At 54.1% G+C, this 13,737-nt stretch carries 8 protein-coding genes; 6 read left to right on the top strand and 2 right to left on the bottom strand.

Annotation, left to right across the window (positions count from 1 at the left end; genetic code table 11):
• Positions 1-57 precede the first annotated feature (57 nt).
• Together BEQ56_05175 and BEQ56_05170 are read right to left on the bottom strand one after the other, a co-directional pair.
• Positions 58-2,439 carry a hypothetical protein gene (locus BEQ56_05175; protein ID AOH42919.1) on the bottom strand — a complete coding sequence of 794 codons (2,382 nt, stop codon included), beginning with the start codon at positions 2,437-2,439 and terminating at the stop codon, positions 58-60.
• A 169-nt stretch (positions 2,440-2,608) separates the two neighbouring features.
• Positions 2,609-3,766: a hypothetical protein gene (locus BEQ56_05170; protein AOH42918.1), complete on the bottom strand. Its 1,158-nt coding sequence runs from the start codon at positions 3,764-3,766 to the stop codon at positions 2,609-2,611.
• A 515-nt stretch (positions 3,767-4,281) separates the two neighbouring features.
• Here BEQ56_05170 and BEQ56_05165 point away from each other — a divergent pair.
• The 6 genes from BEQ56_05165 to BEQ56_05140 all read left to right on the top strand — a co-directional run bounded on the left by BEQ56_05165 (position 4,282) and on the right by BEQ56_05140 (position 13,735).
• Positions 4,282-7,233, top strand: a complete 2,952-nt coding sequence (locus BEQ56_05165; protein AOH42917.1) for a hypothetical protein — start codon at positions 4,282-4,284, stop codon at positions 7,231-7,233.
• Complete coding sequence (locus BEQ56_05160) at positions 7,226-8,572, top strand: 2-hydroxyglutaryl-CoA dehydratase (GenBank protein AOH42916.1); 1,347 nt, start codon at positions 7,226-7,228, stop codon at positions 8,570-8,572. Before BEQ56_05165 ends, BEQ56_05160 begins: the two co-directional genes overlap by 8 nt.
• 357 nt (positions 8,573-8,929) lie before the next feature.
• Complete coding sequence (locus BEQ56_05155) at positions 8,930-9,922, top strand: AP endonuclease (GenBank protein ID AOH42915.1); 993 nt, start codon at positions 8,930-8,932, stop codon at positions 9,920-9,922.
• A gap of 15 nt (positions 9,923-9,937) precedes the next feature.
• Positions 9,938-11,092, top strand: coding sequence for an oxidoreductase (locus tag BEQ56_05150; GenBank protein ID AOH42914.1), 1,155 nt, complete (start codon positions 9,938-9,940; stop codon positions 11,090-11,092).
• An 11-nt stretch (positions 11,093-11,103) separates the two neighbouring features.
• Positions 11,104-12,132, top strand: coding sequence for a hypothetical protein (locus BEQ56_05145; GenBank protein ID AOH42913.1), 1,029 nt, complete (start codon positions 11,104-11,106; stop codon positions 12,130-12,132).
• Positions 12,133-12,232: 100 nt separating this feature from the next.
• Positions 12,233-13,735 carry a sugar ABC transporter ATP-binding protein gene (locus tag BEQ56_05140; GenBank protein AOH42912.1) on the top strand — a complete coding sequence of 501 codons (1,503 nt, stop codon included), beginning with the start codon at positions 12,233-12,235 and terminating at the stop codon, positions 13,733-13,735.
• The last annotated feature ends 2 nt before the right edge of the window (positions 13,736-13,737 follow it).

Below are 13,737 nucleotides of genomic sequence, written 5' to 3'. Positions count from 1 at the left end.
CATGCGGGCAGACCGTCTCCTTTATCCTTTCTATCTGCTCTGAGATCCGAGATCGGTTTACCAACTCCATTGAGCGGTCATCAGGCAATCCATCTCCAACGGATTGTTGGGATAGTAACCGAAAGGCTGATTCAAATCCCAGACCTCGCCGCCGGCATAAATCACATCGCCAGTCTCAGCGTCGGAGAAACGAACGGTCCAGCCACGGAAAGAAGCAGGGAATCTCTTGGGCTTTGTTATTCGCTCAGGCTCCAACGCACCGTGCGGCATGTTCTGACCGATCCCCGCAGTTATTGTACGGTTGGGAATTCCTCCCCCCTCCCAGTACCCGCCGTTCAGGTCATGATAGATATTGACGCTCCAGGTTTCCGGCGCCGCCGCTTCCCAGCGGGCGGTCATCAGGCAGTCCATCTCCCGCGGATTGCCGGGGTAGTAATCGAAAGGATGATCCAAATCCCAGATCTCTTCGCCGCCGTCATGAACCACATCGCCATTCTCCGCGTTGGTGAAACGGACGCTCCAGCCTTTGAACGTGGCGTTCTCCTTTAGCGGCTCGATGTTCCGCTCCTGCTCCAATCCGTCCGCGGGCATGTTCTGGTTGATCGGCGCTGTAATCGTATGCGGATCGATATTAATCGCGCCCCAGTGTCCGCCGTTCAGGTCATGACGGATATGGACGGTCCAGATTTCCGGCGCCGCCGCTTCCCAGCGGGCGGTCATCAGGCAGTCCATCTCCCGCGGATTGCCGGGGTAGTAATCGAAAGGATGATCCAAATCCCAGATCTCTTCGCCGCCGTCATGAACCACATCGCCATTCTCCGCGTTGGTGAAACGGACGCTCCAGCCTTTGAACGTGGCGTTCTCCTTTAGCGGCTCGATGTTCCGCTCCTCCTCTAATCCGTCCGCGGGCATGTTCTGGTTGATCGGCGCCGTGATCGTATGCGGATCGATCCAGTCCAAGTCCCAGTCTCCGCCGTTCAGGTCATGACGGATATGGACGGTCCAGATTTCCGGCGCCGCCGCTTCCCAGCGGGCGGTCATCAGGCAGTCCATCTCCCGCGGATTGCCGGGGTAGTAATCGAAAGGATGATCCAAATCCCAGATCTCTTCGCCGCCGTCATGAACCACATCGCCATTCTCCGCGTTGGTGAAACGGACGCTCCAGCCTTTGAACGTGGCGTTCTCCTTTAGCGGCTCGATGTTCCGCTCCTGCTCTAATCCGTCCGCGGGCATGCTCTGGTTGATCGGCGCCGTGATCGTATGCGGATCGATATTAACCGCGCCCCAGTGCCCGCCGTTCAGGTCATGATAGATATTGACGCTCCAGGTTTCCGGCGCCGGCGGAGGTGTGGGCGACGCCGGGACAGCGGGCGTCGGGCTGGGAGCGGGGCCAGAACCCTGGACCCGGATATCGACCCAGATCCCGTCCTGCGACCCGCTCGACGTCATGAAACGGATCCCGGTCGGCGTATACATCGTGAAATGACCGCGGTAACTACCCTCGCTTGGCGGCGCGGTCAGCTTGATCGAAAGGTCGATAACGCCGCCCGGCGGAACCGAACGGTCGACGTTGACCCGATCCGCGCCCATTTGCGTCCCCTTGAATAAGGCGAGATAGTACCCCGGATTCCAGGTACAACTTCCGGTGTTCTGAACCTGCCAGATTTTCGTAAAGCGCTCGTTGGGTTTCATGTACGATCCGTCGGGAATACTGAGATCCCGAACAAAGCTGAACTGGTTGCAGGGTACGCTCGGCGGCGGAGGGGCAATCACCGTAACAGTCGCCGGATAATAATAGGCCGGCGGTGGCGGCGGCTGGGTCGGGTATACCGTCGGCCGCGGCGCGGAAACCGTCGCCTGAAGCGCCGATACAGTCCGGCTCATCATCGTCTGCGCAATCGCCGCCGGATCGTTCAGCGCCGACGCCGTCGCGGTCATTTCCGCTCGATAAGCCTCGATCGTCCGCAGGAGCGGTTCCGCCTCGTTCGCGAACGCCGTTCCCCGCGCCGCAGCTTCGTACGCCGCGAGCGTCAACCGCAGCGGCGCGGCCGCGTCGGCGGTCGGGACGATCGTCCCGGTCGGGAGGAGCACCTGAACCGTGCCCTGGACTGCGGTTACGATCTCCCGCTCTTCTTCCGTATATGTCTCCGTCGGCTTCATCGCCTCCAGCGTCCCGTAAACCGCCGTCTCGACGTTCCCCGGCTTCGGGAACGGCGTCGCCGTCGGCGTCCCGGTATAATACGCTTCGACCGTCTGGTTGACGAAAACGCCGATTTTAATATCTTTGATCGAGACCGTCGGCGTCGGCGTAATCATCGCGTCGACCGTCTGTCTGACCATGGTCGCGATTAAATCCTGCGCGAACGCCCGGCTCGCCGGCCCAAACGTTATCAATCCGATAATCAGTATTCCAATGAAAAAGAATATTTTTTTCTTCATGTCGGACTCCTTTTTAATCTTTTCCAAACTTAATGAGGTACGAGCCTCGCTCCGATACCCCCGTCTCAGAACCGCAAAAGCGGCCCGAAATATGTTTTTTCTCATCGCATTTTTCCTTCTGTTTTTCCTTTCTATTAAAAATGGACCTCATATTTTTACCCGCGGCGGATCAGATCCCAAACGAACAGATCGCTTCGGCGTTGTTATACAGCGTCCAAACCGAATTTCCCGGCGTCCGGCCTGAATTGAAATCAATTTTTGGGAACGTTATCGTCCCGCCGGGCGGGACGTTCCCGGGAAGGTCGAGCCGCGTCTCGGCGGTCGGCGCTTCGCCGGAAGAATAAACGAGATCGACGTCGTTCTCGGACCAGTTTTCCGTCCCGGTATTCCTGAGCGTCACGACGACGCCGGGCCCGTCCGGCCGCGTCCCGACCAACGCGCAGGCGAACAGCCCTTTGTCGACGACGGCGATCCGGACCTGAAACTGACGGCCGAAAACGTTGCCCTCCCCGTCGGCCATCATCCAAATTCCGCTGTATTCGCCCGGAGCCGAAGGCGCGGTCAGATCGACCGATATATCGACCGTTTCGCCGCGGCCGACGTTCTTGGTAAGATGGACGCCCCAAAGACCGTTCATGCGTTCGCCGCGAGAATAAACGAGCTGATACGACGGCGTCCAGGGAGAGGCGCAGCTGCCCGAATTCTGAATCCGCCAGGTCTTCTTAAACGGCTGGGCGGGAAGAAGCGTCGTCCCGTCCGGGATCGAAACATGGCTGACAAGCTTCGCGTCTTCGCAGCCGACCGGGTCCGGGATTTCCCGCGCCGTTGGGACGGCCGATGCCGCGGGCGGAAGCGCCGTCGGAACGGCCGGGGGTGCGGGCGGAGGCGCCGGCGTCGACGCGATCGCGGTTATCTTCGCGCGATACGCATCGATCGTCCGCATCAACGACGCGGACGCCATGGCGGTCGGGAGCAGCGCCTGAACCGTGCCGCTGACCGCCGCCGCGATTTCGACGTCCTCCGCCGAAAGCGACGCCGTCGGCTCCAGCGCCGCCAGCGTAGCGTAGACCGCTGTTTCGATATTCCCCGGTTTCGGGAGCGGCGTCGGCGTCCCCGTCCGGAACGTATCGAGCGTTTCGTTGACGATAATCGCGATCTTAATCTCTTTAACCGATACCGCCGGCGTCGACGTGATCAGCGCATCGAGCGTCTGCTGAAGGCCCGTCGCGATGAGATCCGCTTCCGACTGCGCAAACGCAACGGCGGCGTAAAAAAAAACCGCCGCCACGGTAAATATAACGATCGAAAGCGCCGGATTCCTTTTCATTCGCATACTCCTTTTCCAAATCCGCCCCTATCAGGAAGCGTTTTGACAAATCTTTCAACAACTGTCCATGTTTACATTTTATCATTGCCAGAGCGCTTGAAGATATGACGTTTATCCTGAGTTTGTGTTCCAAATTTCCGTAGTCAGGATAAGAACCAGTCGACAACGCAAATACCATTCTGAAAATTGACGAAACGGAGGGTATCCCAAAATTCGGAACTTCGAAATTTTCATGTGAATAAAGACATCCTATCAATCGATACTGTTTTTCTTCACAAATGGATTTTCGAATCGGGATCTCCTGAACCGCCGTACGGGCGGAACGAACAACAAGGATTTCGCAGCTCTTCCGCCTTTTTTTCATTATTTGAATGTCATGACCAGCCGTTTTTCGCCGTGAATACGAGTATTATTTTCAGAGATGAAGTACCTTCAAGGTTGTTTACGCCGGACGCAGCCGCGAGAATGCGGACGAATCCGGAGAAGCCCAACCCGTCCGCCAGATCCAGAAGGAGTTGCGTTTTTTGCTGAAAATCGGATTAGACGTCGGATCAACAACGCTGAAAAGCGTCGTCCTCAATCATCAGGGTCAAATTGTTTACAAAAAGTATGAGCGTCATTTTTCCCAGATCGCGGAAAAAGTTATCTTCATGCTCAAAGATATCGCGCACGCCTTCCCGAAAGAATCCTTCGCGCAGCTAAGCGTCTCAGGCTCGGCGGGCATGGGCTTCGCCGAACAGGTCAGGATCCCGTTCGTCCAGGAGGTTTTCGCGACAAAAGCGGCCGTCCGCGCCTTCAACCCCGAAGCCGATATCGTTATCGAACTTGGCGGTGAAGACGCGAAAATCCTCTTTCTGAAAGGCTTAATGGAAGTGCGGATGAATGGAAGCTGCGCGGGGGGGACCGGCGCGTTCATCGACCAGATGGGGACGCTGCTCGCGATGACCCCTGGCGAGATGAACGAGGCCGCCAGGGCGCGTCAGAAAACCTACGCGATCGCTTCCCGCTGCGGCGTTTTCGCCAAATCGGATATTCAGCCGCTCTTGAATCAGGGCGCGAGTAAAGAAGATATCTGCGCTTCGATTTTCTCCGCCGTCGTTAACCAAACGATCGCCGGCCTCGCGCAGGGACGCGAATTCGAAGGCAATATCCTTTATCTGGGCGGACCGCTGACGTTTCTCTCCGAACTCAGGAGCGCGTTCGACGACGCGCTGAAAACCGAGGGAACCAGCCCGGAAAATTCGCTCTACTACGTCGCCCTCGGCGCCGCGCTCGAAAACGGCGGCGACGCCGTCGTCCTCGAAGACACGATCCGGAAAATCGAGATGTCAGGGAAAAACCGGGATTACAACAGCCTCCCGCCGCTTTTCGAAAACGAGGAGGCCTACCGCGATTTTTACGCACGGCATCACAGCCGCTCCGAACGGACCGATTGCCCGCTGACCGGAAGCCGGCGCGCTTATATCGGGATCGACGCCGGTTCGACGACGCTGAAAGCCGTCGTGCTGAACGAAGACGAGGAAATCGCGTTCGCGAAATACCTCTCGAACAGCGGCAACCCGGTCCCGCTCGTCAAAGCGTTCCTCGAAGAAGTCTACGAAAAATTTCCGGAGATTCATCTCGTCTCGTCGGCGACGACCGGCTACGGAGAAGAAATTATCAAGAACGCTTTCCACGCCGATCATGGCGTCGTCGAAACCGTAGCGCATTTTAACGCGGCAAAAAAATTCGACCCTGACGTCGATTTCATTATCGATATCGGCGGACAGGACATTAAATGCTTCAAGATTCGCGGCGGCGCGATCGATAATATCTTCCTGAACGAAGCCTGTTCCTCCGGCTGCGGATCGTTCCTGCAGACGTTCGCGGGCGCGCTCGGGAAATCGATCGACGAATTCGCCAGGCTGGGATTAACCGCGGACCAGCCGGTCGACCTCGGCTCGCGCTGCACGGTGTTCATGAATTCATCCGTGAAACAGGCGCAGAAGGACGGCGCGACCATCGAAAATATCTCCGCCGGGCTCTCGATCAGCGTCGTCAAAAACGCGCTGTATAAAGTTATCCGCGTCCGCGATACCGAATCGCTCGGCGATCATATCGTCGTCCAGGGCGGGACGTTCCTGAACGACGCCGTCCTCCGCGCCTTTGAGCAGGAAATCGGACGCGAAGTCATTCGTCCGGGAATCTCCGGATTGATGGGCGCGTTCGGCGCCGCGCTCTACGCGAAGCGGCTCGCCGAGGACGAAGGCCAGACGCGTTCGAGGCTGATAGACCGCGACGGACTCGCGAATTTCACGCATACCGTCCGCACCTCCGTCTGCAATAAATGCACCAATCATTGCCGACTGACGATCAACACGTTCGACGGCAACCGGCGCTTTATCGGCGGGAACCAATGCGACCGGCCGATTACGGTCGCCTCCGCCAGGCCGAAATACAACCTGTTCGAGTATAAGAAAACGCTCTTGCGCGAATATCGCGACGAAACGGGACTGCGGCGCGAAATGATCGGGCTCCCGCTCGTCCTGAATTTTTATGAGCTCCTGCCGTTCTGGCATACGTTTTTCACGTCGCTCGGCTTCGGCGTCGTCGTCTCGCCGCCCTCGAACCGCAATATCTATCTCAAGGGACAGCATTCGATCCCGTCGGATACCGCCTGCTACCCGGCGAAAATCGCGCATGGGCATATCGAAGAGCTTCTTGACCGGAAGGTCGACGCGATCTTTTACCCCTGCATGAGCTATAACTTCGACGAAGGAATCAGCGATAATCATTACAACTGCCCCGTCGTCGCGTATTATCCCGAAGTCGTCAACAGCAATATGAAACGCCTCCGGGAAACCCGTTTTATCAAGGATTACGTCGGGATCCACCGGCCGAAAGACTTCCCGAAAAAAATCCGGGCCATCCTGGAACGCGAATTCGGCCCTGTCCCGCTCAGGGACGTCGAGCGCGCGGCGAAGGAAGCCTACGCGGAAGAGCGCCGTTACCTGACCGCGATCATGGATAAAGGCGACGAGTTCTTAGCTCTCGCCCGCGAAAAAAATCTTCAGGCGATCGTCCTGAGCGGCCGGCCGTATCACCTCGACAACGAGATCAACCATGGAATCGACCGCTTTATCGCCGATACCGGCGCCGTCGTCCTCTCCGACGATTCGCTCCTTCGGCATTACGAAAAATTCCCGACCCGCGTCCTGAACCAGTGGACCTATCACGCCCGGATCTACGGCGCGGCGAAATTCGTCGCCGACGCGGACGACCCGAACCTGAACCTGATCCAGCTCGTTTCGTTCGGCTGCGGCGTCGACGCGATCACGACCGACGAAACGCGGTCGATCCTCGAAGCAAGGGATAAAATCTATACGCAAATCAAAATCGACGAAATTACCAACCTCGGAGCGGTAAAAATCCGTATCCGTTCCTTATTCGCCGCCGCACGGCAGAAAACCGGAGTGCTTCATGGCTGAACCGATCCAGCGGATTGAATTTACCAAGGAAATGAAAAAGGATTATACGATCCTGATTCCCAATATGCTCGATATTCATTTCCGGTTCCTGGTTTACGTACTGCGCCGGAACGGCTATCGCGTCGAGCTGTTGACCAACTCGGACCAGGACGTCCGCAGCCAGGGGATCAAGTATGTCCATAACGACACCTGCTACCCCGCGCTGCTGACGATCGGGCAGATGATCAGCGCGCTTAAATCGGGAAAATATGACCTGAATAAAGTCGCCCTCGCCATGTCGCAGACCGGCGGCGGCTGCCGCGCGTCGAATTATATTCACCTGCTGCGAAAGGCGCTCGTCAACGCCGGGATGGGCCATATCCCGGTCATCTCGGTCAACCTGTCCGGAATGGAAAAAAACCCGGGGTTCAGCTTTACGCTCCCGATGCTCCGTCAGGCGTTCGCGGCGCTGATTTTCGGCGACTGCCTGACGCTCCTGAATAATCAGACCAAGCCGTATGAAATCAACTATGGCGAGTCGGAAAACCTCGTCGCGTCCTGGGTGAAAACGATCTGCGGGCTGTTCGAAAAGGGAGGCGCCGTCGACCGGAAATCGATCCGCTCGCTCCTGACGCAAATTCTCAGATCGTTCGAAAAGATTCAAATCGCCGATCGAAAAAAAGTCCGAGTCGGGATCGTCGGCGAAATCTACGTCAAGTATTCCCCGCTCGCGAATAATAACCTGGAAAAATTCCTGTTTGACCAGGGCTGCGAAGTGAACGTTCCGGGCGTCCTCGCGTTCATGCTTTTCAAGGTTGACAACCGGCTGGAGGATATTGAGCTTTACGGCGGAAGCGGGCTGAAAAAAATCGGCGTCAAAGTCATGTTCAACTACCTGCAGCAGTTTGAAGAAGACCTGCTCAGCGTGCTGCGAACCTCTGAACGCTATATCGCCCCGGCGAGCTATGCGCATCTGAAGGAAATCGTCGCGCCCTATATCGGGCATGGCTGTAAAATGGGCGAGGGATGGCTGCTGACTGCCGAGATGCTCGAACTGATCGAATCGGGATACGAAAATATCGTCTGCGCCCAGCCGTTCGGCTGCCTCCCGAATCATATCGTCGGGAAAGGAATGATCCGCGCGATCCGGGAAAATCATCCCGAAGCGAATATCGTCGCCGTCGACTATGATCCCGGCGCGACGCAGGTCAACCAGGAAAACCGGATCAAACTGATGCTCTCGATCGGACGGGAAAAGCTGGAAGAACGCGGCAAGGGTATCGCGCCGACGAATGAGACGATCGCCTTCGCGCTGACTCCGGTTAAAGCGGAGCGCCAACCAAACCAGCGCAGCGATTAAACTTCCGAATCCCTCTAATCCGCAGCATGTATCTCGATCGGGCCTGACGGAAATTACGACCGACCCTCAGGTCTGGTCTGAAATTCCCATGGTAAAATTGAAACGGAAAAGGAACAGGCTTCATATTTAAATATTACTTAAGGAAGAAGGTGAGGAAAAAATAAAAGGAGCCCGGTAATACAAGAAGAATAGAAAACGTTTTCATCCAGCGAAAGAAGAATTTTCATTATCCAAAATTTTAATAAGCATTGGTCAAAGGAGGCACTCTGCCAACGTAAGACGATCCAGATACGCTATTCTCAAATAGTAATTCATATATCATCAACAATCACCCGAAAATAAAAAAGGAGTTATTTTATGGGAGAAAGAATTGTTACGCTTTGTACAGCCCAATGGGCCGATTTATCGTTCGAAGAACTCTGCAAAACCGCGGCGTCGATGGGCTACGACGGAATCGAAATCGCGACCTGGGGCAACAGCTTCGATATCGAAAAAGCCTGCGCAGATCAGAACTACATTCAATTTATCCGCGACACGCTGAAAAAAAACAACCTGAAATGCAAAGCGCTCGCGACGCATATTATCGGACAATGCGTCGGCGACGCCCCCGATCCCCGGCTGGATAACTTCGCGCCCCAGTCGCTCGCTGGGAAACCCGAAGCGATCCGCGAATGGGGGATCGAATCCATGAAAAAAGCCGCTGAAATCGCCAGTAAATTAGGCGTTCATATTATTACAGGGTTTACCGGCTCGCCGATCTGGAAATTCTTTTACTCGTTCCCTCAAACGACCGAAGCCATGATCGAAGCCGGTTTTGACGAGATCGTCAGGTTATGGGTCCCAATTCTGGAAGAATTTCGAAAATATGACGTTAAATTTGCCCTTGAAGTTCATCCCGGCGAAATCGCGTTCGACTATTATTCGACGCAAAAGCTCTTAGACAAGTTCAGGGATTACCCTGAATTCGGGCTGAATTTTGATCCAAGTCATTTACTCTGGCAGGGAATCCAGCCGCATCTGTTCCTGCGCGATTTTATCGACCGCGTCTATCATGTGCATATGAAAGACGTCGCCGTAACGCTCGACGGCAGGTCCGGGCTCCTCGGCTCGCATATCGACTTCGGCGATTCCCGCCGCGGCTGGAACTTCCGCTCGCTTGGACATGGGAACGTCAACTTTGAAGAAATTATCCGCGTTTTGAACGAATTCGGCTATGACGGACCGCTCTCCGTTGAATGGGAAGACAGCGGAATGGACCGGATCTTCGGCGCCGCCGAAGCGGCGGCATTCGTCAAAAAGCTCAATTTCAGTAAATCAGCCGTCAAATTTGACGACGCGATCGCGAATTAGGCCGGAGGGAAAAGGATGAAGAACGAAAGATTAACGTACGGCATGGTCGGAGGGCATAACCGCGCCTTTATCGGCGACGTTCATCGCAAAGCGATCAGCCTGGATGGGCGCGCTGTGCTGGCCGCCGGATGCTTTTCGACAAATCCGGAAGCAAATCGCGAAACTGGCGAAACCTGGCGGCTCGACCCGAACCGCGTCTATCCGGATTTCGAAACGATGGCCAAAGAAGAGGCAGCGCGCAGCGATAAAATCGACTTCGTCATCGTTACAACACCCAACTATACGCATTACGCTATCTCAAAAGCCTTTCTTGACGCGGGGTTCCACGTCGTCTGTGAAAAGCCGCTCTGTTTCACGGTTGAAGAAGCGGAAGACCTGGTTAAAACGGCGAAAGAAAAGAACCTGATTTTCGGCGTCACCTATACCTACACGGGTTACACCATGGTTAAAGTGGCGCGCGAGATGATCGCGAACGGGAAAATCGGCGAAATCCTGAACGTCAACGCCGAATACGCGCAGGACTGGCTCCTGGACGAGGTCGCGGAAAAAGGTAAAGCCGGCGGGAATAAGTTCTCGACGTGGCGAATGAACCCGGCAATCGCCGGAATTTCCAACTGCACCGGCGATATCGGTTCGCATATGGAAAACATGATCCATTACCTGACAGGACTCAAAATCAAACGGCTGCTCGCAACCCTGAATCGCTTCGGGAAAGAATCAGACCTGAACGCGAATATTCTGGTCGAATATGAAAACGGGACCAACGGCGGGTACTGGTGCTCCCAGGTAGCGTCAGGACATAAGAACGGATTAGCCGTCCGGATTTTCGGAACCGAAGGCAGCCTTGAATGGGAAGAAGAAACGCCCGATTTGCTGAAATTTACGCCTCGGAACGAAGCCTCGAGAATCCTCTCGCGAAGCAGCGGCTATATCGGCGAAAAAGCGGCGGCGACCGGACGTATTCCCGCCGGCCATCCGGAAGGCTATTATATCGCCTTCGCCAATAATTATCGAAATATTATCAGCACGGTTCTCAGCCTGAAACGCGGGGAAAAACCGACCGGGACGGAACTCGATTTTCAAAAGGCTGAGGACGGCCTGAACGGCGTGAAATTTATCCATGCCGTTATCGAGAGCGCAGCCTGCGATTCAAAATGGATTGAACTATAAAAGGAGAAAAAATGAAAAAGCTGTCCCTGATTCTTGTCATTTTTGCGCTGATCCTCAGCGCGTTCGGCTCGGTTTTCGCGAAAGGCGAATCTATTGTTGTATTGGTTCCCAGCGCCGATCATGGCTGGACCGGCGCCGTCCTAAATTATGCGAACGAAAAAGCGGAAGAACTCAACGCGGAGGGTTACAATGTCACCGTCCTGGCTTCAACCGACCCTAAAAACCAGCAGGAACAAATCGACGACCTGCTCGCCGCGCGTTCGGTTCCCGACGGTATCGTTATTCTTCCATACGACAATACAATGGAATCATCGCTTGTCAATGTCGCCATGCAGGATATTCCGTTTATCATGTTCGACCGGATCATCGATTCGGACATCGTTCAGTCTAAAGTTGTTACAAACGTAAAAGGGGACAACTTTGGAATCGGGAACGAGTCCGCCAAACGTTTTGTCGAAAAAGGGTTAAAACCCGAGGATCAAATTTACGTCATGATCGGCGATACCTCATCCGTCCCCGGCATGCGGAACGATGGATTTATCGCAGGATTAAAAGAGGCTGGCTGGACCGAAGAACAAATCGCGACAATCGAATTCTCCGACTCGACCGGATGGAGCCGATCCACTGGCAAACAGATCTTTATTGACTGGATCAACAGTAAAACAACCGAAGAATTAGCCAAATATAAGTTTATCTTCACGCATGACGACGAACTTGGGATGGGGATTCTCGAAGCGTTGAGCGGAACTGAAATCGAGGAAGCGAAAAAGGAAGCTTTTTACGACGCTATTATCAGCTTTGCCTCATCCTCAGGGCTAAATGAAATGTATCTCGTTCTCAAAGGAGAACACGATAATCCAGCGTTCCCCGGGATCGTTTCGAATTTCGATCTCTTCACGGTCACCTACGATCCGGCGATGATAAAAACCGCGATCCAGGACATGGTCGATGCCTTAAACGGGACAACTTTCGAATCCGAACATGTCATCCCGGTCCATGTCGTCGACGCTTCGAATGTCAACGAATTCCAGGGCTTCTGATTTCAAACTTCCGTAACGAATAACCTGCCTTCAACAGAATCTCGCAGCATAGATGCAGCCTGCTGCGAGATTCTTACAAACGCAAAGGACCGGGTCAGGCATGTCTCTTCTCAAGATGAGCAACATATCAAAATCGTTCTTCGGCGTAACGGTACTGAGTAACGTTGAATTGAACGTTGAAAAGGGCGAAGTCCATGCGCTCCTGGGAGAAAACGGCGCTGGAAAATCAACCCTGATGAATATACTGGGAGGCGTTTACGTCCGCGACGGAGGGACGATTGAGTTCGACGGTCAGGAACTTCATCACCAATCGATCAAATCTGCCGAAAAAGCTGGAATCGCCTTTGTCCATCAGGAATTAAACGTTATCAATAACCTGACGGTCTATGAAAACCTGTTCTTGAATAAAGAGCTGGTTAATTTCCTCGGTTCAATCCGAAAAAAAGAAATGATCAGAAAAACCGAAGGGCTTTTCAGCAGCTTAGGCGTCAATATCGATCCTTCCGCGCTCGTTTCGGACCTTGACACGAGCGAGAAACAACTCCTCGAAATCGCCAAGTCGCTTTTCGCCGATGCGAAGCTGCTGATCCTCGACGAGCCGACAACCGCGCTCAACAACGATGAGATCGACCACCTTTTTGAAATTATCGAACACCTAAGAAAAAAAGGAAAAACCTTTATTTTTATCTCACATAAGATGCCCGAGGTTTTCCGAATTGCTCAAAGTTATACCGTTCTTCGCAATTCTTTTTTCATTAAAAGCGGAAAACTCGCCGATACCAATCCGGAAGAAATTACACGGCTCATGGTCGGGGAAAGTTATTCCAGCAACGAAATTTACAAGGAAAGGAGTTTAGGAGAACCCATCCTCGAGCTGGAAAACTACTCGGGCAGCGGCTTCCACGACATCAGCCTGAGCGTCAGACGAGGCGAAGTCATAGGCTTTACCGGACTCCAGGGATCGGGCGCCAGCGATATTCTCCAAACGATCTTCGGCGTCAAGCCCGCAGCGGGCGGAAGGCTCCGCATTTTCGGAGAAGAAATAAACAGCAGCTCGATCCATCACGCAATGCGTCACCGCATCGGAATGCTGCCCGCGAACCGGAAAGAAAACTCGGTGATCCCCGATATGAACCTGCTCGAGAATACCTATCTCGCCGAGCACACGTTAAATAACCGAAATCAGATCATCTCCGAGAAAAATGAAACCGCTAAATTTGAAGCTTATCAGCGCATGCTCAATATCAAAGCGAACCGCTGCACAGAGCTTATCACCAGCCTGAGCGGCGGCAACCAACAAAAAGTCATTCTTGCACGATGGCTGAATACCAATGCGGAAATATTACTGCTCGATAATCCAACGCAGGGAATCGACGTCGGCGCAAAAGCGGAAATTTATAAATTGATCCTTGAATTGTCCAGAAGCGGTAAGACGATTATCGTAAATTCGCTGGAAATCCCGGAAATTCAGAAAGTCGCCGATCGATGCATCGTTTTTTATCATGGAACAATCCAGACGATCCTCAATCGCTCCGAAATCACGGAACAAAACGTCATGCTCCACGCTACGCAAGCAACGCAAGCCTTGCACATGAGAAGGTAGAA

It is taken from the genome of Anaerolineaceae bacterium oral taxon 439, from assembly GCA_001717545.1.
Lineage (GTDB): Bacteria > Chloroflexota > Anaerolineae > Anaerolineales > Anaerolineaceae > Flexilinea.
The sequence above is the reverse complement of the archived record's forward strand: the minus strand, read 5'-3'. Positions and strand labels throughout refer to the sequence as shown.